We start from the raw sequence: 26,607 nt of genomic DNA, 5'->3' as shown, positions 1-26,607 counted from the left end.
GTTCCACCGTCTCTGGTGTACGATCTCCGTATTGTTCGTGGTCAACAAGGTGTCTTCCGCGATCAGGAGCTCACCCGTGGCCTTTCCGGAGGCGGGGCCGGAGTGGCGGTAGGACTGCGGCACACCCCTTTGTTCAGTCGCCGTGAATGACCTGCTTGAAGCGGCCCATCTTTGCCCCGTGGCCGACGAAGGATGTGACGACCCGCGGAATGGGATCGTTCTTTGCCTGAATCATCACCGGGCGCTGGATCGCGGGATCATCCGAATTTCACCCGAAGACATGACGGTTCACGCGAAGCCGGGAGGGGATCTGCGAACACTTTCCGTAGAAACAATGTCGCTTGCTGATCTCGGTCGAGTCCCGCATAAGGATGCACTCGAGTGGCTTTGGAACAAGTGGGCAAAGTAGCTGGACAGCTTGACGCCGCGGCAACGAGAGGCGCCCAACAGGCCAATGCTGCCGACGGCGTTTCGCGCCGCGACAAGCTGGCTGGGCCGTTGGGCGGGCGCACCCCTGCGGGCACCGCGGCCGTCGGTGAAGCATGAAAGAGCGATCGAACCGGCTCGGCGAATACCAGCTCGGCCGGCGTGACTCCGACCGGGCGAGCCTCGAAGGCGCCGAGCTCGCCGGGGTCGTGCTCGACGACGCGCGACTGCCCCACGCGAACCTGGACGGAGCCGACCTCTCCCGGGCGTCGCTCCGCGGCGTCGACCTGGAGAGCGCGTCGCTCGTCGGCGCGAAGCTCGACGGGGCCGACCTGAGGGGATGCAGGTTCGCAGGCGCCGATCTGACCGGTGCGTCGCTCCGTCGTTCGAAGCTCGGCGGCTCGGACCTGCGGCGCACGAAGCTGTCCGGCGCCGACCTGCGCGGCGCCGATCTGCGGCACGCGGGGATGGCCGGCGGCGATCTCTCCCGCGCTCGGGTGTGGGGCAGCAAGATCGCGGGCGCGACCCTGAGCGGGGCCGTGAGCCGCCGCACGCAGGGCTGGATTTCGTTGGAGCAGCCTTCGCCGGCGCCGATGCAGCCGGAGGACGCGGGCATGACGCTCGGGAACGCGCAGGAGGCGTCGAGGCACGCCGGTGCGCTGTTCGCCGCGCGGCTCACGGCTGCCATCGATGGGGTGCTCCCCATCGCGGCCGTCAGAGACCACGAGTTCCTTGGCTCGGCGGCGGCGATCAAGCTCCCTGTGGTGAACGTGTCGGTGCGGACGAGCATCTTCCTCGTCGCGCTGCCGATCTTGGTCCTCGCCGCACAGGTGTATTACCTGTTCTATCACCACCTCCTCGTCAGGCTGTGGCGCGCCTTGGAGGCGCTCCGCGCGCAGCGTTCGCCTGCCGAGCACTCCGCGGAGACGCGGCGCTTGCTCCGGTATCCGTGGATCGGGCTGTGGGGGCGCGGGCCCGGGCTCGCGGCGCGGTTCGCGGCTGCGAGCCTCATCGACGCCTTCCTCGGCTCGTCCGACTGGACCAGCGCGGGGCTGGCCTGCGCCAACTTGACGGGCGCCAAGATGAGAGGCGTGAACTTCACCCAGGCGAACCTCCGAGGCGCCGTGCTCGTGCACGCGATGATCGACCATGCGATCTTCGACCAAGCGGATCTGCGGCAAGCGGATCTGACGGACGCGTACATGGACGCCGCGCGTCGCGAGCCGCAGCCGTTGGACGGGGGGGAGCCACTCCCCTATGCTAGCGATCGCAGCGACTCATGCCGGAAGACCTGGACGTTCAGTACCTGGAGGGATTCGTCGCGAATCCAACGGCCATGTTCGACATGGCGGAGCGGCATCTCTCGTGGGACGACCGGATGCATTCACGTCGAACCGCCTCGTGCGGGGTGGCGTACAACTACTCAGGCATCACCTACCCGGACTGCGAGATGCCGCCCTTCGTGCAGGAGCTCGCGGCTCGCCTCGCCGGCGTGGTGGGGCACCGGATCAACAACTGCCTCGCCAACTTCTATGCCGACGGGACGGCGAAGATGGGCTTTCACTCGGATTCCAGCGCCGGTGTCGTCGCTGCAACGACGACCTCGATCCTGTCGCTCGGCGCGCCTCGCGTCCTCACCTTCCGCCGGAACCTTCGCCGGGACGAGAGGCACGACATCGCCCTGGCGCCCGGCTCGCTCCTGATCATGCGCGCCAGCGTTCAGGAGGGGTGGCAGCATGCGGTCCTCGCCGTCGAAGCCGCGGGCCCGCGCATCAGCCTCACATTCCGATTCCTATCTCGGTGAACGTGGCGCGCTTCGCTGGTAAGCTCCCGGCCGTTACCCGGACGAGAGGGAGCGACGGCGTCAGCCGCGGGGGCGCGCCCCCGGAGGAGGAAGACGTGGCGAGAGGACGAACGCAGCGAACCGCGACCGTCGGCGTCGCCGAGCACGGCAACTCGGCGGTGCTCGTCACCGTCGCGCCCGGCGGCGAGCTCCTCGATCGCCGGCGCGTCGACCTCACCGATGGCTTGCCGACGCACCCGCATCACCACGAAGGGTCGTGGGCGGTGGGCCGTTACCTCAACACGCCGGGAGCGCGAGCGCTCTCGCTCGCCGACGCCGTGGCGCTCGTCGAGCGCGTGCGAGCGTCCGCCGCGCGCGGCGCGCGCGAGGGCCTCGAGGCGCTGGCCGCGGCGGTGGCCCTGCCGATCGCGAGCATCGCGATCCGCGTGTGCCCCGAGCTCCCGCCGACGACCGAGGAGCGCATCGCCGACAATCGCGCGCAGACCTTCGCCGACTCCGTGATGTATCGCGAGGCGCTCGCGGCCGCGGCCGAGGCGCGCGGCTGGTCCGTGCAGTGGTACGACCGCGAGCGCGTGTTTCGCGACGCTGCAACGGCCCTCGCCCGCGACGACCTGAACGATCTTCTGCACGCGATGGGCCGATCGATCGGGCCACCTTGGCAGGCCATCCACAAGCTCGCGGCAGCTGCGGCGCTCGCGGCCACAGGGCATCCAGCGCCGCGGTCAACCATCGGATAACATGCAGTTGCAGCGGGCGGTAATACGATATTCACACGACACCTTGTTGAGCCGCCGCTGAACTGCGGCCCGGCGCCAGTGAACGCCGAGCCGTCAGGCCCGCGGAGCGCGAAAAATACTCGTCGTCGCATCGGAAAAGATGCCGGCCGGAGGTCGCCAGATGAACGAGACGGAATGGCTGGTGTGTGATCGGACCAAACCCATGCTCCGCTTCCTGCTCGGACTCGGGCCGAATGAGGTGCGGGTTACGGACATCAAGACGTTTTTGGCGTGCAGGGGGAGTGACCGCAAGCTGCGGCTGTTCGCCTGTGAATGTTATTACCGCGTGCGCGCCCTGCTCCCCGATGAGCTCGCGGAAGCGGCGGTGGAAGCAGCGAGCCGTCACGCCGATGGCCTGGCCACGCTGGAAGAACTTCAGGCGGCCGAGGCGCTGGTCCGGCAGGCGCTCGACTCCCTGGAGGGTAGGTGGCGGGCGTCCGGTGGGGCCGAGCGTATCTCGCTCCAGCCGACGCACGACGCGCTGGCCCTGAGCTTCCAGGTGGTTCAGCCACAGGCTCCGAAGGGCGCGTATTACGCCTCGTCCAACGCTCATCTGGCAGCTGCTGCCATGGCCAATCCAGGCGCCGCGCCTGGGGATGCTTCATTCCTCGCCAGCAGTGCCGCTGAAGAGCACGCGCAGGCCGACGTACTCCGCGACATCTTTGGCAACCCGTTCCGCGTGGTGGCATTCGACCCGGGTTGGCGGACCTCGACGGCCGTCGGGTTGGCCCGGCAGATGTACGAAAGCCGAGTGTTCGGGTCGATGTCGATCCTGGCGAACGCCCTGCTGGAGGCCAGGTGCGACGACGCCGACGTGCTGGCCCACTGCCGCGGCCGCGGGCCGCACGTCCGCGGCTGCTGGGTGATCGATCTGCTGCTCGGGAAGGAATAGGCTGAGCCTGACTCACGGCTGCTGCCGATGGTCGAGCTCCGCCCGTCCGCGTCAGGCCCGCACGCTGGGCGGGCCGGGCGGGGGGCGTTGCGCGGCGGCAAGGATCTGCGTACCGTGAGCGAAGGAGGAGCATAGGAGAGAACGTCATGCAAGATAGACAAGTTGCCGCGGCGGACGACACGGCGGTTCGGGTCGCCTTGTGGCGTGCGCTGCACGTGGAAGCCGATGCGCCGCCGCACGTGTTCGAAGACGACGTTGGCTTGAAGCTGGCGGCTCCCGACGACGGATGGCGCAGCCGTCCGGACATGAGCCCGTTCACGCGGCCCTTCCGCGCATCTATCCTGGCCCGCGCCCGCTTCGTCGAGGATCTCGTCGCGGAGCAGGCTGCCCGTGGCGTCGGGCAGTACGTCATCCTCGGAGCGGGCCTGGACACCTTCGCCCAGCGTCGGCCGGAGCTCGCCGCCCGCCTGGTCGTGTTCGAGATCGATCGGCCCAGCCCCCAGGCATGGAAGCGCCAGCGCCTCATCGACCTCGGCCTCGGCGTTCCATCGTTCCTGCGGCTCGTGCCGGTCGACTTCGAGGCGGGCGATGCGTGGTGGGAGCGGCTGGCCGCGTCCGGCTTCGACTCGGGGCGGCCGGCTGTGGTGGCGTCCACCGGTGTCAGCATGTACCTGACCAGGGACGCGATCGCGGCGACGCTGCGCCAGGTCGCGGCGCTCGCTCCGGGCTCCACGCTCGCCATGTCGTTCATGCTCCCGATCGAGCTGGCGGACCCGGAGGTGCGCCCCGGGATCGAGCGAGCGGCAGCGGGGGCCAGGGCCAACGGCACGCCCTTCATCAGCTTCTTCACGCCGTCGGAGATGCTGGCGCTGGCCCGAGATGCCGGCTTCAGGGAGGTCCAGCATGTATCGGCCGCTGCGCTCGCCGAACGCTACTTCGCGGGCAGGACGGATGGCCTTCGTCCGCCGAACAACTCAGAGGAGCTGCTGGTGGCGACGACCTGAATCAAGCGGTCCAGCTCGACTCGTGAAGCTGACCTGGCCCTCGCTGCGCCTGGGGCCATGCGGCTCGACGCCGGTCATTGGTCAGGTCTGCCCCTTCGCTATGGTCCGGGCGCCGCAGCAGAAGCCCGGTATGTCAGGCATCGCATGACCCTTCGAGCCATCCTCTTCGACCTCGACGGTACGCTGCACGACAAGACGGCGACTCTTCGCGCCGTTGCGGCCCGCCAGTACTCGAGCGCCGATCTTGCCTCCCGCCACATCGCCTACGAGACGTGGCAGTCGTCGTTCGTGGAGCTCAACAATCTCCGGATCGAGAAGACGGAGGTCTTCTCGCGGCTGGCGCAGTTGTTCGGTCTTCCGCGGAGCTTCCAAGCGTCGTTGCTCGAAGACTTCGACGAGAACCTCGGAAAGCTGGCGGTGGCGTTCCCCGGAGCTGTCGACCTGTTGGGGGTGTGCAGGGGCAAGGGGCTCAAGGTCGGGGTTGTCACCAACGGGCGGGACGCCTTCCAGCGTAGCAAGATCGAGGGGATGGGGTTGTCGCCGTATCTCGACGCGGTCGTGACCTCGGGCGCGTTCGGGAGCAAGAAGCCTGATCCGAAGATCTTCCTTGCCTGCCTGTCGCAACTTGGAGTCCCGCCGCGTCAGGCGGTGTTCGTGGGCGACGACCTCCAGGCGGACATCGAGCCGTCCCTTCAGCTCGGCATGCGGGCCATCCTGAAGGCAGCATCACCCTCGCCGCGCGTATGGCTCTGCACCGAGAGCCTCCCCGAGATCGCCGCGTTCATCCAGAGTCATGCTTGACGCTTCCATCTACTTCACCATGCGGAAGCTCGCGTGCCCTAGCCAGGAGCGCGCGAACGCCACGTCTCCGTAGTGGGAGCGCATCGTTGCGAACAGCACGCCCGTGACCCCACCTGGATTCTCGACCCTGACGGGCTTGTCGTCTCGAAGGCCGTCCAGCGGTGGACCGATCGCCAGCTGCCCGCAGAAGTCGATGACTCCACCTTCCGCCTCGGCCAGGTCGATGCACAGCCTGGCGAGCAACCGATGATCTTCGTCGTCGTTGCACATCGCAGCGAATGAAACGACGTCTTCTGGCGACCATCCGAGCACCTCCGGGAGGCACGCCTCGAGGATCTCGGATATCGCCTCAGGGTATTCGGGCCCAACGGTCAGAATGAACGGGCGTTGGTCGAGCCAGAAGTCATCCCCACGGACGTCGTTGGCAATGCGCGAGATTCCACTTCGAAGCGCGGCGACTCGCTCAACGCTCATCTTCGCGGGCAGCAAAACGGACGCCACTGGCCCCGCCATTCCGGGAGCGTACGCTTTCGAATCATGGCAGTCCACCAAGGCCTCGCAGCCGCCGAGCTTCGAAGCTTCTTCCGGCTGGATCACGGCCGCCTCTCGGGGTGATCGGCGAGGGCGGGAAGGGACGCCTTGTCGAAGGCGCGAAGGCAGCGGTGAAAGGCGGCGAGGGGAGGCTCACCATCGACGCCACGCTGCCAACCTCGGCGTTGCCGCCAGCGTCGTCGGCCCCCATCGACAGCTTCCGGCTCTTCGCGCGGGCGGCGGAAGCGCTACGCCCGCCAGCGCTGGCGGACGAGGAGTGGGTCTGGTGGGAGATCCGGAGCCGGTGAGCTACGAGCCCTTCGCAAACCTCCGCGGAGCGATCGACGGCGCACGCCGGGAGCCCGGGGCGATCCGCGACCCGATGGATCGACGCCGCGTCGCGGCGTTGGCACACAAGGACGAAGCTCCTCGACAGGTGTGCCAGGCTCTGACCCTCGTGTCATGAGGGGGCTCCGGCGGCGCACCCACGCCCCGCGGGACGGACGGCTCGAGCTCCTCAACAAACTCGCCGGATCCGCAGGCTCGACCTGTCTCCAGGGCACCGACACCGACGCGTCAGAATTCCGCCATAAACGGTACGTTATTTGCACTGGGCGTGAAGCGGAAAGGTTGCGCTTCATGTCCAATCAGCTGCCGTCGTCTTCCTCTGCTCGATCATGGTCGTCTCGCACGCGAGCCATCTCGCTGCTCGCCCTGCTTGCCCTCCCGTCTGTCGTCGTCGCGGCGGGGTGCGCTGACAAGCCGGACAACATCTACAACTACTACTACACGAACGGGGAGGGCGGCGCGGGGGGCGCCGGAGGTGCCGTAGGTGTCGGGGGCGCCGGCGGCGCCGGCGGCGCACCCCAGGAGTACCCGGGAGCGCCTGTCGTGGACACCGAGGTGGCCGAGCATGAGCTCGACCTCTTCGGCACCATCGGCAACCGCTACTGGTTCGCCGTCTCGGAGGAGCAGCTCGAGCTCATGAACGAAGGGCTCGGCGGCATCGGGGGCCCCATCAAGAGGGATATGTTCGGAGATATCTACTCCCCGACAGGGGAGGACGCGACCTTCGTGGATCACCTGTGGGTGACGACGGCCGGCGCCAAGGGCAAGACGGCCGACTACGGCAAGGTCCAGGTGGGGATCGCCGGCCAGTCGACGCAGCGGCCCTGGACGAAGCGAACCATCCCCAACCTCAACGTCGACGCCGACGAGTTCGTCGAGAAGCAACGGCTCGGCGGCTTCGAGCACGTGCGCTTCAACAACGGCCAGGTCGGCAGCATCTTCCGCGAGCGCCTCACGCTCGATCTCTATGCTCGCCTCGATTATCCGGCCCCCCTGACCAACTACGCCTGGCTGTCGAGCAACGTCTGGGGCGAGGAGGTGTCCATCCCCTACATCGTGGTCGAGCGCTACAAGAAGGCGTTCTGCACCCGCCTCGAGGGCAAGTTCGGCGGCGGCTGCGCCAACATCTGGGAGTTCGCCGGAGACTTCGCCGGCAACATTCCGGGAGGCGGCGGGATCCCGCTCCCGGTCGACGTGGTGCCGTTCGGCGGGAGCGCCTTCGACGAGCCGGAGAACTGTCAGCTCAAGGAGTGTGACAACACCCGCGCGAAGGAGCTCGAAGAGGCGATCGCCGAGACGCCGCCTGGCGAGGGCTTCAAGGCCGCGCTCGCGGGCTGGATCGACTGGCCGGCGTTCCATCGGTTCCAGTGCCTGTCGTGGGTGCTCGCCACCGGCGACGACGCGCTCCACAACAGCAACAACGTCGTGCTGGTCGAGCGGGCCGATGGTCTGTTCCAGTACCTGCCGTACTCGGTCGACATCAGCCTGGGGCAGAGCTGGTATCCGGTGGTCCCGCTGGCCGGCATGAACACGCTGGCGCGCGGGTGCCAGAGCGAGCCGGGCTGCTGGGCCGACACGATCGCGGCGTGCGAGCAGGTGATCGAGGAGTTCACCGCGCTGGACCCGAACGCGGTGCTGAAGGGTATCTACGAGCAGCTGTCGGACGAGGGCATGCTCCGGCCGGGCGACGAGCAGCGATACAAGGAGCTGGACGCCTGGCTCACCCAGCAGATCGAGGTCCTGCCGGTGGAGCTGGAGAGGAACCGCGAGCAGCCGCAGCTCTGCATGCCTCCCCAGATCGATTGCGGCGGCTACTGCGGCTTTCCCCAGGACTGCGGCATCTGCGTTCCTCCCCTGGTCGATTGCGGCGGCTACTGCGCCTATCCCAAGGAGTGCGGCGGCGGCGTCGGAGCGGGCGTCGGAGCGGGCGGCGGCGAAACGCCCGTCGGAGCGGGCGGCGGAGCGGGCGGCGGCGAAGCGCCTGTCGGAGCGGGTGGCGGCGACGGGGGTGCTGGCGGCGCTGGCGGTAAAGCAGCGGACTGACGCCGGCTAAACGCCCGAGGGAGGGGCCCATAAGCGTTCATCAGGCTTCGCGTCGCATTCTCCTACATCCGAACGTTTACGTGGTCGTGGTCGTGGTCGTCAACGTTAGGCCGTGAACGACCACGACTACGTAACCGTTTACGTGGTCGTGGTCGTGGTCGTGGTCGTGGTCGTGGTCGTCAACGTTAGGCCGTGAACGACCACGACCACGACCACGACCACGACCACGTAAACGTTCACGTTCACGTTGATGACCGATGGTGGGGTGGAGGGAGCTCCGCCGTGGAGCTCCCTCTCAGGGCGAAACCTCGAACAGACACCGCGTGATCGGGATACCGACGTCTTCCCAGACGTACAGGTAGTATTTCGTGCCCGGGACGAGCTCCTCGGGGCTCCCCGCGGCCGGATAGCCCTGCTTCGTGCTCGGCGGGACCTCGCCGTAGATGATACCGCTCTTGACGGGCTCGGCGCTCGAGGGCACGTCGAGCCGCCAGATCGTCCCCTCGGGCAGGTCGAGGTTCGGCGGAGCGCCCGGGTTCTCGGCGTCCGCCGACAGGACGTAAACGTAGCGGGCGTCGCCGCCGGTCCAGGTGATCTTGCCTGCGGCGTCCACGCCTTCCCCCGCCGCGCAGTCGCCGGCCACGTAGAGGCTCTGTTCATGGAGCGGCCCGCCGAACGGGGGCTCGTCCGCGAAATCCTCCTTCGTGTATCCGCGGCGCAGGAGCTCGCCCTCGAAGAACGCGACCATGCGCGCCGGGTCCGTGGAGGGCAGGCCGCTGACGTCACGGGAGAAGCCGTTGTTCTGGTCCGGCGGATACGCGCCGAGCGCCGCCGAGGAGACCCAGCCGGCGGCCAGCGCGAGGCCCGTCGGATAGAAGCTGTCGGTCCAGACCGGTCCGGCCTCGATGTACCAGTTCGACGGCCCGGTGGCCGGCGCGGCCTTCTCCGAGTGACAGCACACGCACCCGCACGCCTCGGTCTGCTCCGTGACCCAGGCGAGCTCGCCGAGCCATTGCGGATCCGAGAGGCGTGGATCGTCGCTCGAGGTCCTGTAATCGGAGGGAGGCGCGGGCCAGTACGGGCGCTGCGTGAGGACCGGCTCGCACGACGCATAGTCGGTGAACAGGCGGCCGGGCTCGGTGCAGCCCGAGATCGCGCCGAACGTGCAGACCTTCCCGTCGCTCTGCCCTGCCGGCTCGCCGGCCTGCGGGTCGACGCAGACCTGCGCGGGCCACTGGAAGACGGCGCCGCCCGTGCCGACGCCGCCGCCCGGCTCCTCGGCCGCGCCCTCGCAGGCGTCGGGCTCGAACCGGCCGCCGCCGAACATCTCGCAGCCGCGCTGGGTCGAGGCGCACTGGCTCGTGTCGCCGCCGGGGAGGACGAGGCTGACCTCGTCGTCGGTCCCGCCGCCGAGCACGCATCGGCCGAGCGTCTCCGGATACGCGCAGCGCTCGGCCCTGGTGAAGGCGGAGCCCTGGAGCGCCTTGCAGTCGGCCTCCGCGGCCTCTGCGGTCCAGCCTGCGCCTGTGTACTCGCGGCACTCCTCGGCCTGGCTGAAGGCGCTCGTATAGACGCAACGATCGGGCGTCACGGAGGCCCCTGGAGCCCCCGATGCGGCGTCTTCCTCGGTCCGTTGACAGGCGCCCAGCCCTCCCAGGGCCGAGACGAGGAGCGCTGCGCCCAGCATCACGTGCGGTGAACGGAGGAGCTCTTGCTTCACGGTCGAATCTCCTGAACGTCGTCTTCGGACGAAGTAATTTGTAATTTGACTCACATGAATGCCCTGTGAGCGTTCGTCGATATACCGTTTGTTCATGGTTGTTCAATCGTCGTCCAATCTTTTCTCCGAAAATATGTATGCAAGAACACATTCTTGCTCATGGCGCCATTCGCTTGGAGGAGGCGGAGGCGTGTCCAGGGGCGTTGGCCCGCGCCCTGCGTGAGGATCAGGCGGCGACGGAGCTCCTCACCGGAGCGCGCCGAGGCCGAGCGAGATGCAGGGCTCCCCGTCGTGCAGCGAGATCCCCGCCACCTGCTTCTCCGGCGGGTACATGTACCCGAACAGCATGCACATCTCGTTGTCCCCGTAGCCGAACGTGAGATCGTGGTCCGACGTGTTCCGGAACCTGCACGCGTACCGGAGGGAGTCGCCTTCGCCGAGCGCGAGCGCCGGCCGGTAGACCTCGATGTCGCTCTCCAGATCGAACGCCCCTCCCTCGTAGACGCGCGCCTCGCCGCCGTCCGCGTGGACGACGTCGACGTCGAAGGCATCGGCGTACCGGTGCGTGTGCGGCATCAGAGACACGATGTTCCCGCCGAACGTCGAGCACGTCGTGCCGACGGTCCGGGTGGCGCGCGGCGGGACGAGGAAGTCGTTGACGCTCAAGACGAACGGCGCGAGCTCTTCCTTTCGCTCCGAGAGAGGCATCGTGAAGAAGTCGTAGGCGAGCTCGACGACCGCGGGCTCGGGCGACGTGTTGAGCAGGTGCACGCTCGCGGCGATCTCGCGGGACGTATCGAGGGTGAAGCCCATCCCCTCCGGGAACACGAGCGTCTCCTCGCCGACGATCTGCGTGGAGCTCGCGAAGAGGACGTCCGGGATGGCCGCCGGCAGCGTCCCGAAGGGATCCTCGGCGCCAGGATGGCAGCCCGGGTAAGGGTTCGGCCCGAACGATGGATTGACCGGCTTGGCGATCACGTTGCTGTGATGCAACCCGCCCGTCGCGTAGACGCGCGCCGCGTGGACGGCCGTGTTCTCGATCGCAGGGAAAGGCCATGACACGCAGAAGGTCACCTCCTCGCCGGGCGCCATGAGCCGCGGCGGCGCGATGATCCTGAAGCCGCTGCGCGGCGGCTCCGGCAGCGCGAGCCGGGTGAGCTCGGCGCCGAAGGCGACGACGTTGTCCCGGTCGATGCGCTCCTCAGGCTCGTAGCGGGCGGCGGGCTGGACGCACCGCCCGCGAAAGCGCTCCTCGCCAGGAGAGCACGCCTCCGGCGGCGACGGCTCGACGCCCGCGCAGGCAGGGAGAAGGAGAATCCAAAGGAGACCCGTCGAACATGCTCTGTCCCTCGGGACATAGCGAGTTTTGGGATGTTGCATCACAAAGCATCTGCAGCCGACAGCTTCTCACCGGAAGCCTCGACTGTGGATCTCCCCTGCGGAGGGAGGGGCCCTCTCGCGGCCAGGGCGGAGCCCGCGGCGAAGGGGACGCTCCCGGCACAACCGAGGACGGCGTGGGCTGACGCGGTCCATCCGCGGAGGCCGTCGTCGCCGGCAGCGCCCGCGCGGCGGCTGGTGCGCCAGCAGCAGCGCTCGCTCCGCCAGCAGCAGCGGCCGCTCGTCGGCCCACGGCCGCTTCGTCCAGCGCAGAGCCGACCGGAGCGTCCCGCACACCTGTCCGCCGGCGGGGGTAGAAGGGCCGCCCACGTGGACACCCTGTTCACCCGGCTCGACGCTGTGCGCAACAAGCGCGTGACGTGGGCGCCGCGGATCGTCTAGGATCCGCGTGCCGAGGGGCAGCGCGCCCCACGATCCCCCGCATCGCCCGACCACCACGCAGCGTGGTCCCAGCTCGTGGAGAGACAGCATTGAGCGTGCAAGCAATCGAGCCGGCCCTGCCCGTCACCGCTTTCGAGAGGCGCTTCAAGCACCCGCCGGGGCTCGTGATCCTCTTCTTCGCGGAGATGTGGGAGCGCTTTTCCTATTACGGCATGCGCGGCCTCCTCAAGCTGTATATGGCGAACTACCTGTTCGTCACCGCGCGAGAGGCCTACCAGGGGTGCCGGCAGCACGCGCAGCCATGCGATCTCGTCGCTGGCGATCCGACGACGGTGTTTGCCTGGCAGTTCATCAAGGGCCTCCTCCCGAGCGCGCCCAACGAGCAGGCGTCCATGCTCTACGGGCTGTACACGGGCCTCGTGTACCTCACGCCGTTCTTCGGCGGCATCCTCGCCGACAAGGTGTGGGGGCAGCGCAGGACGGTGGTGATCGGCGGCGTCTTGATGGCCGCCGGGCACTTCGTGATGGCGCTCGAGAACTCGTTCTTCATCGCGCTGCTCCTGCTCATCCTCGGCAACGGCGCGTTCAAGCCCAACATCTCGACCCAGGTCGGAAGCCTGTACCCGGCGGGTGATCCGCGCCGCGACGGCGCCTTCACCATCTTCTACATGGGCATCAATCTCGGCGCCTTCATCTGCAACTTCGTGTGCGGCACCCTGGCCGCCGTCTACGGGTGGCACTACGGCTTCGCCGCCGCGGGCGTCGGGATGTGCCTTGGGCTCGTCGTCTACCTGGCGGGGCAGAAGTACCTCGCCAAGGACAACCTGATGAAGACGGCGGAGGGCGCCGGCGAGCAGAAGCAGCCGCTCTCCAGCGACGAGTGGAAGCGCGTCGGCGCGCTCGTGGCGCTCTGCGCCCTCAACATCGTCTTCTGGGCGGTCTACGAGCAGCAGGGCAACACGATGCAGACCTGGGCCGACGAGAAGACGGTGTGGCCGAGCGTCCTCGGCTTCCAGATCCCGTCGACGTGGTTCCAGTCGGTGAACCCGCTCTGCATCATCCTGTTCGCGCCGCTCCTCGACGTCTTCTGGCGCTGGCAGGCGAAGCGGGGCTCCGAGCCGACGAGCGTCTCGAAGATGGCGATCGGCTGCACCATCCTCGGGCTGTCGTTCATCGTGATGATCCTCGGCGCGCAGGCCGTCGGCGACGGCAAGGGCAGCCTGTTCTGGCCGGTCTTCTGCACGCTGCTGCTCACGATCGGCGAGCTCTACCTGTCGCCCATCGGCCTGTCGCTCGTGACCAAGGTCTCGCCGGTGCGGATCGTGTCGATGATGATGGGCATGTGGTTCGTCTCGAGCTTCCTCGGCAACACGCTGAGCGGCTACATCGGCATCTTCTACACGCGCTGGTCGAAGGACATGTTCTTCCTGATGCTCACCGTGCTCGGCGTGGGCGCGGGCGCCGCGATGTTCGCGTTCAACAAGCCGCTCCGCCGCGTGCTCGGCCACCACTGATCCACACCGCGCCCGGCGTGGCCGCGCGCCCTCTTCGCGAGGGCGCGGCGCCGCGTCAGGGCGCCCGCGCGCCGGCGGGGTCGACGACCCGCTCGTCGAGGATCGCGAGCCGCCCCTCGGGCAGCGCGCTCCCGATGGCGGCGACGGCGCGGCGGACGCTCTCCAGCGTGCTGCACGAGGCGACGTCGACGAAGAGCCGCCCCGACTCGGGCCAGGAGTGCAGCGCTACGTGCGACTCGCCGACGACGGCGCACGCGGTGATCCCTTGCGGAGAGAACGGGACGACCGCCATCTCGAGCAGCGTGAACGATCCCGCGGCGACGGCCGCCTCCAGCGCGCCGCGCAGCGCGGCCGGGCTGTTCAGGAAATCGAAGGGGCAGCCCTCGAAGAGGGCGAGCGCGATGAACAGCTGCATCGATCGGGCAGGCGCGCGCGTCGGTCCGCGCCGCGCAGGCCGCGTAGCGTAGCCGAGGCCGGGCGCTGCGGAGACGGAATCGGGAGGGCCGGGGCGGCGTCGTCCTCGTGCGGCGGTGGCGGTTCGAGGTGATTCCGAGCCGAGCGCGCCGGCGGGTGGCTCCGCGCGGCGCGGGCGGGCGGGCGCTCGGCCATCCGCCAAGACAGGGGCCGAGGAGCTTGCGCTGAGAACACCGCCCGGCATGTCTCCCTTCGGGCCTTGCCACCTGGGACGTCTCGTCGCGCGCCACATAAGGCGCGCCTGAGACCTCGAGCCACCTGAGACCTTATGGCACCTCGGTCGGTGCTCGCCGCGCCCGCCCGCCCGCGCCACGCGGAGCCACCCGCCGGCGCTTGCGTCGTCCGGAAGGTGCGCGGCGTGCGGCCTCCACGATGACATCCCCGCGCCGCTCTCACCGCCGCCGCGCGACCTGGACGACCTCCCGCACGCGCTGCCCACCCAGGTCGAAGCGGCCCTCGAGGCCTGCGAACACGAAGCTGTTCACGCGCCCGCCCGGGACCTCCCAGCCGAGGCTCGACCCCTCGGCGTTCTCCCAGAGGAACAGGTTGAGCCCGCCGCCGATCGTGGGCCCCAGCGCGACGCTCTCGGACATGCGGACGTCGATCACCGCCTGGAGTCGCCCGAGCTCGATCCCGTGGGTCACCGTGCCGCCCCTCACCCCCGGCGGCGCCGCGGTCCACAGCGCCCGGTAGCCGCTGCCCAGCGAGATCACCGGATCGACGCGCTCGAACGGCGCCAGGTGAAAGCTCGCCTCCGCGCCCAGCGTCACGCCGCGCACGTCGGCCCCGCCCTGCTCCGCGCCCTGCGCCGTGTACTGCTCGTAGCGCGACGTCAGCCCGAGGCCGACCTTCGGCACCGCGCGGTAGAGGAGCTTCACGCCCACGCCCGCCCCCGGCCCCGCCACGTCGCGCACGCGCCGCTCGCTCCCGATGTCGCCGAACCCCTGCGCGTACCCGAGGTTGAGGCCGAGCTCGAGCGCGTTGGCAGGCGCCCCCAGCGGAGAGCGCAGGTAGCTCGGCGGGACCTCGCCCTCGAAGTCCTGCGCAGCGGCGACGCTCCCGCAGAGCACGGCGACCGCTCCCGCGGCGATCGCGACCCCGGTGTTTGCCTTCATTGCGGATCCTCCTCGCTGCGCGGCGCCGCGAGGACGGCGGATCCGATCCACGCGCCACGCCGGGAACGCCGCGCGCCGGGGCGCGAGCATCGCGTGTGCCACGGAGGCGGCGAGCAACGCCTTCCCGGTCGCGGACGGGCCGACCGCGCCGCGCGTCAGCCGGCGTGTGCGTGTGCGAGTGTCAACGAGCGGCGGCAGCCGCCCGCGCCGCGCGTCAGCCGGCGCCTACCAGCGGTGGAAGGCCGGGTGCCCTTCCTTCACCGCCACGAACGTCCCGCGGCACGTCGCCGTGACCCGCCCGCCCGCCTCCAGGGTCGCCTCGACCACGACGCGGTCGCCCTCCGCCTCGGCGACCTGCGCCCGCAGGTGCACCGGGCCGCCGAGCGGCGTCGGCTTCTTCAGCTTCACGTGGAAGTCCGCCGTCACCGTGCACGGCGGCGCGTCGGCCCCCCGCGCCTTCATCAGGTGGTAGGCCGCGGTCCAGTTCGAGTGGCAGTCGAGCAGCGCCCCGATGATGCCGCCGTTGAGCATCCCCGGGAACGCCTCGTGGTGCGGCTCCGGCGTGAAGTCGCAGACCACCGCGTCGCCCTCGACGCGGCTCTTCAGCCGGAGCCCCCTGTCGTTCGCCGGCCCGCAGCCGAAGCAGCGGCCTTGCGGCGAGTACCTGTCCTGCAGGCTCGCCGCGTCGCCGCTCACCGGGTGCCCCCGACGAACGCCTCGTCCATCAGCATCTTCTGCTCGAGGAGGTGGCTCGCGCGCGAGCCCGTGGCCGGGCTCGCGCTCGGCGCGCGGCTCACGCACGAGAGCGGCAGCCGGTCGCCGATGCGCTGCCGGAGCACCGCGAGGATGTAGTACCAGGCGCCGTAGTTGCGCGGCTCCTCCTGCACCCACACGAGCGGCGTGCCGTCCTTGTAGGGCGCGAGCGCGTTCACGATCTCGTCGTTCAGCGGGAACAGCTGCTCCAGCCGCAGGATCGCCACGTCCTTGAGCCCGCGCGTCTCCCGCGCGAGCGCGAGGTCGTAGTAGACCTTGCCCGAGCAGAGCAGCACCCGCTTCACGTCCGCCGGATCGACCCCGCTCGTGTCGGGCAGCACGCGGTGGAACTGGCCCTCGGAGAGATCCTTGATCGTCGACACGGGCCGGTGCGGGCCCTTCGACGTCGCCGGGACGCGCAGCAGGCTCTTCGGCGTCGCGATGATGAGCGGCTTGCGCCAGGGCCTGTGCACCTGCCGCCGCAGCACGTGGAACAGCTGCGCCGGCGTCGTCAGGTTGCACACCTGGATGTTGTCCTCGGCGCTGTTCTGCAGGCAGCGCTCGATGCGCGCGCTCGAGTGCTCCGGCCCCTGGCCCTCGTAGCCGTGCGGCAGCAAGAGCACGATGCCGCTCAGCCGGTGCCACTTGTCCTCGCTCGACGTGAGGAACTGATCGACGATGACCTGCGCGCCGTTCAGGAAGTCGCCGAACTGCGCCTCCCAGATGACGAGCCCGTCCGGGTAGTCGAGGCTGTAGCCGAAGTCGAAGCCGAGCACGCCCGCCTCGCTGAGCGGGCTGTTGTATGCCTCGAAGCGCGCCGGCCCCTCGGCCACGCGCGACAGCGGCGCGAAGCGCGCGCTCGTGTCGACGTCGCGCAGCACCGCGTGCCGGTGGCTGAAGGTGCCGCGCTGCACGTCCTGACCGGAGAGCCGCACCGGCGTCTTCTCGGCGAGCAGCGAGGCGTAGGCGAGCATCTCGCCCGTGCCCCAGTCGAACGGCTCGCCGGCGACGAGCTTGTCGTGCCGCTGCTGGAGCGTCGGCAGCACCTTCGGGTGCGCCTTGAAGCCCTCGGGCAGCTCGAGGAGCTTCTCCGACAGCGCGATGAGCTTCTCGGCCGGCACGCTCGTCGGCACCTCCGGCGTCGCGTGGTCGGCGCCGCCGCGGTAGTGCGACCACACGCCGCCCATCGAGTACAGCACCGGCGCGAAGCCCTTCTGCTTCACCTCGTCGAGCGCGGCGGCGAGCGCCTCGCGGCGCCGCACGACGATCTCGTCGGCCTTCTCCTCGGTGACCTGCCCGAGCTCCATGAGGCGCCGGACGTACACCTGCCGGACGGTGGGCTTCTTGTCGATCGCGGCGTACATCCGCGGCTGCGTGTAGCGCGGCTCGTCGCCCTCGTTGTGGCCGTACCGCCGGTAGCAGTACATGTCGATGATCACGTCGGAGCCGAAGCGCGTGCGGTAGTCGATCGCGAGCTGCGCGACGTGGGCGACCGCCTCCGGGTCCTCGCCGTTCACGTGGAACACCGGGACCTTGAGCATCCGCGTGATGTCGGACGCATAGCGGGTCGAGCGCCCTTCCATCGGATCGGTCGTGAACCCGACCTGGTTGTTCACGATGACGTGGACCGTGCCGCTCGTCGTGTAGCCCGGCAGGTTCATCATGTTGAGCGTCTCGGCGACGACGCCCTGCCCGATGAACGCCGCGTCGCCGTGGATGAGCAGCGGCATCACGCGCGCGGCGCGCGTCGGCGGCGCCGTCGGCGAGCCGCCGGTCCTGCTTCGCGCGGACGCGCCCCTGCACGACGGGGTTCACGAACTCGAGGTGGCTCGGGTTGAACGTGAGCGTGAGGTGGACGTTGCGCCCGTTCTCGAGCGTGCGATCGGTCGAGTAGCCGAGGTGGTACTTGACGTCGCCGCTGCCGAGGTGGCGCTCCGCGTTCTTGTCCTCGAAGGCCGCGAAGATCTCGCGCAGGCTCTTGTCCATGATGTTCGCGAGGACGTTCAGCCGGCCGCGGTGCGCCATGCCGACCACGATCTCGTCGACCTCGTGCGCCCCCGCGCGCTCGATGATGAGGTCGAGCAGCGGGATGAGGCTCTCGGCGCCCTCGAGCGAGAAGCGCTTCGTGCCCGCCTCGTAGGACTTGTGGATGAACTGCTCGAAGATCTCGGCGTCGGAGAGCTTCGTGAGGATCCGGAGCTGCTTCTGGCGGTCGAGCGTGAGCCGGTTGCGCGTCGACTCCATCTGCTGCTGGAGCCACTGGCGCGCCTCGGGCTCCTCGATGAACGTGAACTCGACGCCGATCGAGCGACAGTACGTCTCCTCGAGCCGGCGGATGATCTCGCGCAGCGTGAGGACGGGCGGCACGCCGGCGAGGTCGGTCGTCGGGAAGGGCAGCTCGAGATCCTCGACCCGGAGCCCGAAGTTCGTCAGGTCGAGCTCGGGCGGCGTGGCGGGCGGCAGGCCGAGCGGGTCGACGTGCGCGAAGAGGTGGCCGCGCACGCGGTAGGCGTTCACGAGGGCGTAGACGCGCGCCTTGATCGCGGCCTCCGCGAGCACCTTGAGATCGCGCGAGGACTCGGGCGAGCTCGGGTGCTCGCTCAGCGTCCGTGCGAACGCGGCCTCCAGCGTCTTCGCGGCCTCGCCGTTCGTGTTCGTCTTGCCATTCCCGTACCCGTGCCCGTTCCCGTTTCCGGGCCGCAGCACCTGATGCTGGATGGTCGGCGGCGGCGCCGGAGCGGGCAGCCTGCTCGGCGTCGCTCCGCCGTTCTTTCCCTCGAAAAACGAGCGCCAGCCGGGGTCTACCGACTCCGGGTTCTCGAGGTACTGGGCATAGAGCTCCTCGACGAGCCCTGCATTGATTCCGAAATCAAGCTGCATCGTGGTCGGGCTGCAAATAACGCGTGTCGGGCCGGCACGCTAGAGTCGTTTTCCGATGACTCCGCCTCGTGGGCCGGAACATCGTCCGGGCAAGGGGTTCGACCGCCTGGAGAAACGGTAGGGAGAAGCGGTAGAAGGGGGGCCATGGATCAAGACCGCAGAACCCCGGGTCGAGGACCGGCGCCCGCCGTCCTCCCCTTCGATCGCTTCCGGGACCACCTCTTCCACGATCCCAGCCTCGGTCTCTGGCTGGACGTGAGCCGGATCCGCTTCGGGAGCGACTTTTTTACCACGATGGAACCGCGGATTCAGGCGGCGCTGGCCGAGATGGCGGCGCTCGAGGGCGGGAGCATCGCGAATCCTGACGAGGGCCGCCGGGTCGGCCACTACTGGCTGCGCGCGCCGGAGCTCGCGCCCGAGGCGGCGCTCCGCGCGGCGATCGAGGAGACGAACGCGCGGATCCTGAGCTTCGCCGCGGACGTTCACGCGGCGCGGGTCCGGCCGGAGCGGTCGGCCCGCTTCAGCAGGGTGCTCGTCGTCGGGATCGGCGGCTCGGCGCTCGGGCCTCAGTTCGTCGCCTCGGCGCTGGGGACGCCGGCCGACCGGATGCAGATCCATTTCTTCGACAACACGGATCCCGACGGGATCGATCGCACGCTGGACGCCATCGGGGACGATCTCGGCGCGACGCTCGCGGTGATCATCTCGAAGTCGGGCGGGACGAAGGAGACGCGCAACGGAATGCTCGAGCTCGAGGCGGCGTACCGTCGGCTCGGCCTCTCGCTCGGCGCGCACGCGGTCGCGGTGACGGGGGACGGCAGCGAGCTCGACCGGTACGCGACGAAGCACGGCTTCCTCGCCCGCTTCCCGATGTGGGACTGGGTCGGCGGTCGCACGAGCGAGCTCTCTGCGGTCGGCCTGCTGCCGGCGGCGCTCCAGGGGCTGTCGATCGTCGAGATGCTGCAGGGGGCGCGCGAGACGGACGAGGCCACGCGCTCGAAGGAGGTGCCCCGGAACCCGGCGGCGCTGCTCGCGCTCGCCTGGTACTCGGCGACGGGCGGCGTGGGCCGGAAGGACATGGTGCTGCTGCCCTACAAGGACCGGCTCGAGCTCTTCTCGCGCTACCTCCAGCAGCTCGTGATGGAGTCGCTCGGCAAGCGGCTCGATCGGCAGGGCAAGGAGGTCTTCCAGGGCATCGCCGTGTACGGCAACAAGGGCTCGACGGATCAGCACGCGTACGTGCAGCAGCTCCGTGACGGGCTCGACAACTTCTTCGTCACGTTCATCGAGGTGCTGCGGGATCGCGCGCCGTCGCGCGGCGTGCTCGAGGTCGACCCCGGCGTCACGACGGGCGACTACCTCGACGGCTTCCTCCAGGGGACGCGCAAGGCGCTGACCGAGAGCGGGCGCGAGTCGATCACGATCACGATCGACACGGTCGACGCGCGCGCCGTCGGCATGCTGATCGCGCTCTACGAGCGCGCGGTGGGCCTGTACGCGTCGCTCGTGGGCATCAACGCGTACCACCAGCCCGGCGTCGAGGCCGGCAAGAAGGCGGCGCAGGAGGTGCTCGACCTGCAGGCCAAGGTGCTCGCGGCGCTCGGCGCGAGCGCGGGCCGCGCGCTGTCGCTCGCGGAGGTCGCGAAGGCGGCGGGCACGGACGACGTCGAGACGGTCTTCTGGGTCCTGCGCCACCTCGCGGCGAACCCGGAGCGCGGCGTCGCGCGGGAGGTGCCGCAGGGCGGCTCGCCGTTCGACGCGACGTACCGTCTGGCGCGCTGAGGGGGCGCCGGCGCGGTGCTGTTAGGCGATGCCGTCGAGGGCCGCTCGGTAGGGGAGCATAGGCGTTAGCCAAGCGTCGCGCCGCGTTCTCCTAACATCCGAACGTGAACGTGGTCGTGGACGTTTACGTGGTCGTGGTCGTGGTCGTGGTCGTGGTCGTCAACGGTAGGCCGTGAACGACCACGACCACGACCACGTTCACGTAAACGTCCACGACCACGTTCACGTAAACGTCCACGTAAACGCACATCTCGATTCGATTGCGACCGCCTCGCGTCTGGCTGGCATCATGGCCAGCGCCGTCGCCACTGCCGCGCTCCTCCCATGGCGCGGGGGGAGTTCGAATCCGATGGTCGTGGCTCTCTGCCTCGAGTTGATGGGGATTGGCCTTCCCGTGGTTCTCTTCTCGGCGTCCCTCGTCGATGCGCTGGGCCATGCGAGAGCCGGGCAGGTGGTCCCGGTGACGAAGGCGGCCGCCACGAGGAGCTTGGCTTTCGAATCGAGGTTGGATCTTGGCCCCCGACAACCCCACACACGGCGATCACCGGAGCCTCTTCACCGCGCCATGCTCCCGCGAGAGAACCCGACCGCGAGCGGCCTCCGGTGAGGTCCCGCGCTTGCGCCCGATAGGCGAGCGAGGTTATGTTGAGCGGCTCAGAGCCCTTCGCTGCCGTCGAGGTGCGTGGGCCCCGTGACCACGCGTCGTGCAATCGCCCTGGCCCCTCTCCGTCGTCGCCCTGTCGCCATCCGCCTGCGGCGCCGTCCTGTGGCGCATGCGGGGCGCAGAGCGGCTCACCGTCGTCGTCAAGGCCACCTTTGCCCTCGTGCACGACAGGAGCGCAGAGCTCGCCGCAGCGGCCGATCTGGTCCGCACCGACCAGCTTCGGGAGGGGTGGGGCAGCCTCGAAGAGGCCAGTGAGACAGCACCCTACCTGCCGGGCGCCGGGGTCATTGTGCGCGGGCACGCCTGCGCGCCCGCGGGAACGACCGCCACGGCTCTCCCGGTGCGGCTCGCGCTCTTCCGCGATGGCCGCTGGATCCTCAACAAGACGCTTCATGTCTTCGGCGACCGCACGCGAGAGGCGCCGAGCCCCCGTCCGTTCAGCAGGATGCCGCTCGTGTACGAGCGCGCGTTCGGCGGCCCACGTCTCGATGTGAACCCGGTGGGCGTGGGCTCCGACGCTGCGCTGCCGAGCATCGTCGATCCGGGCGATCCGATGCGGCCGGCGGGCTTCGGCCCGATCGCGAGGCACTGGGCCCCGCGGCGGCATCTCCTTGCGCGGGATCAGGCGGCCGACCCTCCGGCGCTGGATCTCGATGGCAGCTTCGACTTCCGGTACTTCCACGCCGCGCCTGCGGATCAGCAGATCGACCTCCTCCGCGGCGACGAGTGGATCTTCCTCGAGGGCCTGCACCCGCATTGGCCGTGGCTCCGGTCCAGCCTGCCTTCGGCCCGCGGGCTCGCGCGGCTCTACCGGGCCGGGCCGGAAGGGGAGGACCACGGGCAGCCGGTCGAGCTCGTCGCCGACACGCTGACCATCGACGCCGACCGGCTGCTCTGCTCCGTGCTCTGGCGAGGGAACGTCGCCCTGCTGGCGGGCGACACGCCGGCCCGCATGCGCGTGGTCGCGGGCGTCGAGATGCCGGGGCAGCCCCTGGCGTGGCCTTCTGCAGCGGCCGCGCCTTCGCCGCCCCATCGCCGGCATGGAGCGCTCGGCCCCGTCGCGGGCGAGCGGCCGATCGCCAGGACGCTGGTGGTCGACGACAACACGGTCGATGCCCGCGACAGCGGCCTCGTCGTGGACAGGAAGATGAAGTCGCCGTTCGCGCTCGCCGCGCCCGGCAGCGGGCGTGCTTCCCCGGTGACAGCGATCCCGGGGGCGCCCTGGAGCGCCCGTCCGCACCTGGCGCCGCTGCCTCCGCTGCCCGTCGCCATGGCGAGCGGCCCGACAAACCTCGATGCACCACCGCTTGGTGTTGCGCCCCTCGACCTCACGGTGACGGCGATCACCGAGAACACTGCCGGGCCTGTCGCACCACCGCACGCCCCGGCCGCGCCCGCTGCAGCCTCGTTTGCCACGCGCGCCGCGCCCGCTGTGGCTTCGCCCACCGCGCCCGCTGTGGCTTCGCTCGGCACGCCCGCCGCGCCCGCTGTGGCGTCGCCCGCCGCGACCTCACCCGCCGCCACGTCGCCCGAGCCGGAGATCCGGGGCCTCCGCGCAACGTTGCTCGCCCGCCTCAGGAGCGGCCAGCCGCTCCACGACCTGGAGCTCGCGGGCGCCGAGCTCGACGGCATCGACTTCAGCGGCGCCTCGCTCGAGCGCCTGAACCTCGCCGGCTCGACGCTCACCCGATGCAACTTCGCGTCGGCGCGCCTCTCCGGGGCGAATATGAGCGGTACGGATCTGACGGACGCGAGCCTCCACGCGGCCGATCTGACGCGCGCCGATCTCTCCCGCGCCACGCTGGACCGCGCGCAGCTCTCCTCCGCGCTCCTCAAGAACGCCGACCTCGCCTTCGCGAAGGGGTCGCGCGCGCGCTTCGAGGACGCGTCGCTCGAGGGCGCCGACCTGCGGCAAGCGCGCCTCGTCGAGGCCGTCTTCGATCGGGCGTGCCTCGCGGACATCAACGCGACGAAGGCCGATATCTCGCGAGCGAGCCTCGCGGGCGCCAACCTCGCGGGCGCCGTCCTGCGCGCGGCGAAGCTGAAGGAGGCGAGCCTGCCGTGCGCCAACGTCGAGGGCGCCGATCTGCGCGACGCGGACCTCGCGGGCGCCAACGTCTATGGGGTCAAGCTCGCGAGCGCGAAATCGAGCGGCGCCATCCTGCGCGCGCTCGTCGAGATCCCACCGGCGGACGCCGGCATCGACGGTTCTTCGGCAGGTTGACCGCCTGACGGATTCTGCCTAGTTCTATCAGCGAGCTCCTCGGGACGACTGGCGGACGACTCACCTGGTGGCATCGGGCGTGTGCCCTCGAACAACGCAGGGAAGGCCATGGACGACCTCATCAAGATCTCATCGGGCGTGCTCCCCAGCTCCACGCGCGTCGTCGGCTTTCGAGGCGTCGAGGCCATCTCGCGCCCGTATCAGATCGAGATCTTCCTCCTGCTCCAGGGCGAGGACGCCGAGTCCTTGGACCTGCCCGATGCCGTCGGCGCCAAGGCGTCGCTCGTGCTCGACTGGCCCAGAGACAACGTCCCGCCCTTCGTCTTCGCCGGCGTCCTCGCGACCGTGGGCCTGCTCCACGAGCTGGACGGGCGCTCGCTCCTCCGGGCGGTGCTGGTCCCGAAGCTCTGGCTGCTCGGCCTCTCCAAGCGCAGCCGCATCTTCACCAGGCTGTCGCTGCCCGACGTCATGAAGGCCGTCCTCGAGGAGAACGGCATCGGACCCGATGAGTACGAGATGCGCCTCGGCAGCTACGAGGTCGAGGAGCACATCTGCCAATACCGGGAGAGCGATCTCGACTTCCTGGCGCGGTGGATGGAGCGCGAAGGCATCTTCTACTTCTTCGAGCACACGCCCGACGGCGACAAGGTCGTCTTCTGCGACACGAAGTCGTACGAGGAGGACCCGATCGGCGAGCCTGTCCGGTACCACCCGCAACTGGGTTACGACGTGAGCGCGGGGATGTCGCTCCGCACGTTCACCAGCCAGCACACGACCTTGCCGGCGGTGATCAAGCTCAAGGATTACGACTATGCGCGGCCCAACCTGAGCGTCGCCGGGTCGGCGCGCGTATCGCCGAACGGCGCGGGCGAGGTGAGCCTGTACGGCGAGCGCTTCTTCACGCCGTCCGCGGGCGAGCGGCTCGCGAAGATCCGGGCCGAGGAGCTGCTCGCGCGGCAGGTGCTTTACCAGGGGACGGGCACGCGGCTGCACCTCCGGCCCGGCTACACGTTCGAGCTCGAAGAGCACCCGCGCGCGGCGTTCAACGCGAAGCACCTCACCATCGAGGCGCACCATCACGGCAACCAGCTGGCCGGGGCCACCGGGTACCGCGAGCTGCTCGATCTGCCGCACGAGGAGGCCTATTTCGTCGAGATCACCGCCATCCCCGCGAAGACGCAGCTCCGCGCGGAGTCCCGCACGCCCTGGCCCCGCATCTACGGATACGAGAACGGCACCGTCGACGGCCCGGCCGAGAGCGAGTACGCCCAGATCGACGATCTCGGCCGCTACAACGTGAAGTTCAAGTTCGACGAGAGCAACCTGAAGAGCGGGAAGGCCTCGACGTTCGTGCGCATGATGCAGCCGCACGGCGGCGGTATCGAGGGCTTTCATTTCCCGCTCCGCAGGGGCACGGAGGTGGTGCTCAGCTTCCTCGGCGGCGACCCCGACCGGCCGGTGATCGCGGGCGTGGTGCCGAACGCGCTCACGCCGAGCCCGGTCACGAGCGGCAACCACACGAAGAACGTCCTCCAGACCGGCGGGCGGAACCGGCTCGAGCTCGAGGACAAGACAGGGCAGCAGCGCGTCACCCTCTCGACGCCTTACTCGAACACGTACCTTCGCATGGGCGCGCCGAACGACGAGCACGAGCTCATCGTGAAGACGGACGACAACACGCTGCTCGACGCGGGCAAGAACTTCGACCAGACCGTGGGCCTGAACGGCGGAGGCTCCTGGGTCGCCACCATCAAGGACAACTGGATCACCCACGTGCAGTCCGGGATCCACGAGCTCTTCGTCGACGCCAACACCTCGTACACCGAGGTCAAGGGCGACACGGCGCTCCACGTCCTGAGCGGCAACCTCTTCACCGACGTCGACGCGGGCGTGATGACCACCACGGTGAAGGGAGACACCACCACGACGGTGAAGACCGGCAATTACACGGTCAACGTCGAGGCCGGGGACACCCTCGTCGACACGAAGGCCGGGACCACGACCGTCAAGAGCAAGGGCAAGATGACGCTCGAGACGCAGGACCAGTGCGAGGTCAGCGTCAAGACCAACATGATCCAGACGGTCGACGGCAACCTGATGGGGCAGATCAAGGGGGCCGAAGAGCTCAAGACCTACGGTCCGTTCAAGAAGCTCTTCGTCTCGAACAACGTCAACGTGACGGCCGGTATCAAGTCCGACACGTTCCTCGGCCTCTCGAACACCAACGCCGTCGGCGCCAGCGTCTCCACCTTCATCGGCGCGAAGGCGACGCTGGAGCTCTCGGCCGCGCTCACCGCGACCTACGCGGCCAAGCTCGACATCACGGGCGGCGTGGCGCTGGCGTTCAAATGGGGCGCCTCGCTCGCGATCAACAGCGCCGTCGAGGTCACGGTGAAGCCTGTCTCCATCCAGTCGGGCGCGGCGAAGATCTCTCAGCTGCCGACGCGGCTCGCGATGACAGCGCTGCGTTATCACCTCTCCGGCGTCCATGTGCTCAGCTGAGAGAGCGAGCAAGGTCATCTCGTCCAGGAGCTCGGCCTCGACCGCCGGCGCCCGCGGCCAGGCCGCGGCTCGGCGCCCGTGAGCCCGAAGGGGAGATCGCGCAGCGACATGGGTACGATCATCGTCCTCTCTGCCATCCTCGTGCCGCTCCTCGTCCTCGCGGCTATCCTCTTCTTCGTCTTCCGCAGGGAAGAAGCCGGCATCCGCGCAGGGCAAGAGCGGATGACCCAGTTCGCCGCGAGAGCGGCTCGCGCGAGCCTCGCTCAGGCCACGGTGGTGTCGAGCCGGACCCTCGGAACCTTCGAAGACGGCGCCATGGCCTTCGTCGAGCTCCGGCTGGAGGTGCAGCCGCCCGGCGGGGCCGTGTACCTCGCGAGGACGGAGTGGGAGCTGAACATCAGCTCGCTGTCGATGGCGGAGCCGGGAAAGCGCGTCGCCGTCAAGATCGATGGTGACGACCCCGAGCTCGTTTATCCTGACGTGAGCTGGGCCAATCTGTCTCGCTCGTACATCGCGCGCGGGGCGAGGGACAATCGCGTCAATAGCGCCAATAGCGCTACTCGCGCCAACTGAGC

Annotated in this window: 22 protein-coding genes and 2 pseudogenes; 15 read left to right on the top strand and 9 right to left on the bottom strand. The window is 69.3% G+C overall.

The genetic code is table 11. From position 1 onward, the window contains the following. Positions 1 to 142 precede the first annotated feature (142 nt). From POL72_RS51620 to POL72_RS09020, 7 genes and pseudogenes are all read left to right on the top strand, one after another. Entirely contained in the window at positions 143 to 409 is a 267-nt protein-coding gene (locus POL72_RS51620) for an HNH endonuclease (protein WP_373372164.1), read from the top strand. A gap of 133 nt (positions 410 to 542) precedes the next feature. Next, positions 543 to 1,610, top strand: a pseudogene (locus tag POL72_RS51615) (pentapeptide repeat-containing protein); the annotation flags it as partial. 95 nt (positions 1,611 to 1,705) lie between these two features. Beyond that, the gene (locus tag POL72_RS09040; RefSeq protein ID WP_272094621.1) at positions 1,706 to 2,230 is read left to right on the top strand and encodes an alpha-ketoglutarate-dependent dioxygenase AlkB; all 525 of its coding nucleotides are present in this window, start codon (positions 1,706 to 1,708) and stop codon (positions 2,228 to 2,230) included. Between the two features lie 95 nt (positions 2,231 to 2,325). Then, the gene (locus POL72_RS09035) at positions 2,326 to 2,967 is read left to right on the top strand and encodes a hypothetical protein (RefSeq protein ID WP_272094620.1); all 642 of its coding nucleotides are present in this window, start codon (positions 2,326 to 2,328) and stop codon (positions 2,965 to 2,967) included. A 160-nt stretch (positions 2,968 to 3,127) separates the two neighbouring features. Further along, the gene (locus tag POL72_RS09030; protein WP_272094619.1) at positions 3,128 to 3,898 is read left to right on the top strand and encodes a hypothetical protein; all 771 of its coding nucleotides are present in this window, start codon (positions 3,128 to 3,130) and stop codon (positions 3,896 to 3,898) included. A 146-nt stretch (positions 3,899 to 4,044) separates the two neighbouring features. Next, on the top strand, positions 4,045 to 4,902 hold the full coding sequence (locus POL72_RS09025) for a class I SAM-dependent methyltransferase (RefSeq protein WP_272094618.1): 858 nt from the start codon (positions 4,045 to 4,047) through the stop codon (positions 4,900 to 4,902). 57 nt (positions 4,903 to 4,959) lie between these two features. Further along, entirely contained in the window at positions 4,960 to 5,703 is a 744-nt protein-coding gene (locus POL72_RS09020; RefSeq protein ID WP_272094617.1) for an HAD family hydrolase, read from the top strand. A gap of 9 nt (positions 5,704 to 5,712) precedes the next feature. Here POL72_RS09020 and POL72_RS09015 read toward each other — a convergent pair whose 3' ends face one another. Then, positions 5,713 to 6,300, bottom strand: coding sequence for a DUF6368 family protein (locus POL72_RS09015; RefSeq protein ID WP_272094616.1), 588 nt, complete (start codon positions 6,298 to 6,300; stop codon positions 5,713 to 5,715). A gap of 65 nt (positions 6,301 to 6,365) precedes the next feature. Between POL72_RS09015 and POL72_RS09010 the strand changes: the two genes are divergently transcribed. Beyond that, positions 6,366 to 6,542 (top strand): hypothetical protein, encoded by a 177-nt coding sequence (locus POL72_RS09010; protein ID WP_272094615.1) that lies wholly within the window; start codon positions 6,366 to 6,368, stop codon positions 6,540 to 6,542. Positions 6,543 to 6,873: 331 nt separating this feature from the next. Next, on the top strand, positions 6,874 to 8,625 hold the full coding sequence (locus POL72_RS09005; protein WP_272094614.1) for a CotH kinase family protein: 1,752 nt from the start codon (positions 6,874 to 6,876) through the stop codon (positions 8,623 to 8,625). Between the two features lie 295 nt (positions 8,626 to 8,920). Here the strand turns inward: POL72_RS09005 and POL72_RS09000 are convergent, their stop codons facing one another. Beyond that, positions 8,921 to 10,345, bottom strand: a complete 1,425-nt coding sequence (locus POL72_RS09000; protein ID WP_272094612.1) for a proteinase inhibitor — start codon at positions 10,343 to 10,345, stop codon at positions 8,921 to 8,923. Positions 10,346 to 10,591: 246 nt separating this feature from the next. Further along, the gene (locus tag POL72_RS08995) at positions 10,592 to 11,725 is read right to left on the bottom strand and encodes a hypothetical protein (protein WP_272094611.1); all 1,134 of its coding nucleotides are present in this window, start codon (positions 11,723 to 11,725) and stop codon (positions 10,592 to 10,594) included. Positions 11,726 to 12,219: 494 nt separating this feature from the next. Between POL72_RS08995 and POL72_RS08990 the strand changes: the two genes are divergently transcribed. Continuing rightward, positions 12,220 to 13,638, top strand: coding sequence for a peptide MFS transporter (locus POL72_RS08990; protein WP_272095927.1), 1,419 nt, complete (start codon positions 12,220 to 12,222; stop codon positions 13,636 to 13,638). Between the two features lie 55 nt (positions 13,639 to 13,693). Here the strand turns inward: POL72_RS08990 and POL72_RS08985 are convergent, their stop codons facing one another. From POL72_RS08985 to POL72_RS52150, 4 genes are all read right to left on the bottom strand, one after another. Then, positions 13,694 to 14,053 carry an S-adenosylmethionine decarboxylase family protein gene (locus tag POL72_RS08985; protein ID WP_272094610.1) on the bottom strand — a complete coding sequence of 120 codons (360 nt, stop codon included), beginning with the start codon at positions 14,051 to 14,053 and terminating at the stop codon, positions 13,694 to 13,696. A gap of 451 nt (positions 14,054 to 14,504) precedes the next feature. Further along, the gene (locus POL72_RS08980) at positions 14,505 to 15,227 is read right to left on the bottom strand and encodes a hypothetical protein (protein ID WP_272094609.1); all 723 of its coding nucleotides are present in this window, start codon (positions 15,225 to 15,227) and stop codon (positions 14,505 to 14,507) included. Between the two features lie 225 nt (positions 15,228 to 15,452). Beyond that, positions 15,453 to 15,923, bottom strand: a complete 471-nt coding sequence (locus POL72_RS08975) for a PaaI family thioesterase (RefSeq protein WP_012238299.1) — start codon at positions 15,921 to 15,923, stop codon at positions 15,453 to 15,455. Beyond that, a complete protein-coding gene (locus POL72_RS52150; RefSeq protein ID WP_276596620.1) occupies positions 15,920 to 17,710 on the bottom strand; it encodes a 2-oxoglutarate dehydrogenase E1 component in 1,791 nt (596 codons plus the stop codon). The genes POL72_RS08975 and POL72_RS52150 overlap by 4 nt, the downstream gene beginning before the upstream one ends. A 419-nt stretch (positions 17,711 to 18,129) precedes the next feature. Here POL72_RS52150 and POL72_RS52145 point away from each other — a divergent pair, with 419 nt between their 5' ends. Next, positions 18,130 to 18,489 (top strand): hypothetical protein, encoded by a 360-nt coding sequence (locus POL72_RS52145; RefSeq protein WP_276596402.1) that lies wholly within the window; start codon positions 18,130 to 18,132, stop codon positions 18,487 to 18,489. Between the two features lie 305 nt (positions 18,490 to 18,794). Here POL72_RS52145 and POL72_RS52140 read toward each other — a convergent pair. Next, positions 18,795 to 18,860 (bottom strand): annotated as a pseudogene (locus POL72_RS52140) (hypothetical protein); the annotation flags it as partial. Positions 18,861 to 19,004: 144 nt separating this feature from the next. Here POL72_RS52140 and POL72_RS08965 point away from each other — a divergent pair. Beyond that, positions 19,005 to 20,642: a glucose-6-phosphate isomerase gene (locus tag POL72_RS08965; RefSeq protein WP_272094608.1), complete on the top strand. Its 1,638-nt coding sequence runs from the start codon at positions 19,005 to 19,007 to the stop codon at positions 20,640 to 20,642. Between the two features lie 124 nt (positions 20,643 to 20,766). On the opposite strand, the gene POL72_RS08960 is transcribed toward POL72_RS08965, so the two are convergent. Further along, entirely contained in the window at positions 20,767 to 20,892 is a 126-nt protein-coding gene (locus POL72_RS08960; protein ID WP_272094607.1) for a hypothetical protein, read from the bottom strand. A 454-nt stretch (positions 20,893 to 21,346) separates the two neighbouring features. On the opposite strand from POL72_RS08960, the gene POL72_RS08955 reads away from it, so the two are divergent. From POL72_RS08955 to POL72_RS08945, 3 genes are all read left to right on the top strand, one after another. Beyond that, complete coding sequence (locus tag POL72_RS08955; protein ID WP_272094606.1) at positions 21,347 to 23,530, top strand: DUF2169 family type VI secretion system accessory protein; 2,184 nt, start codon at positions 21,347 to 21,349, stop codon at positions 23,528 to 23,530. A 108-nt stretch (positions 23,531 to 23,638) separates the two neighbouring features. Continuing rightward, complete coding sequence (locus POL72_RS08950) at positions 23,639 to 26,032, top strand: type VI secretion system Vgr family protein (protein ID WP_272094605.1); 2,394 nt, start codon at positions 23,639 to 23,641, stop codon at positions 26,030 to 26,032. A gap of 108 nt (positions 26,033 to 26,140) precedes the next feature. Further along, a complete protein-coding gene (locus POL72_RS08945; RefSeq protein WP_272094604.1) occupies positions 26,141 to 26,605 on the top strand; it encodes a hypothetical protein in 465 nt (154 codons plus the stop codon). Positions 26,606 to 26,607 lie beyond the last annotated feature (2 nt).

Origin of the sequence: Sorangium aterium (assembly GCF_028368935.1) — a bacterium.
GTDB classification, from domain to species: Bacteria; Myxococcota_A; Polyangia; order Polyangiales; family Polyangiaceae; genus Sorangium; species Sorangium atrum.
Note: the sequence above shows the minus strand (reverse complement) of the source record. Positions and strands in the feature narration are given on the sequence as shown.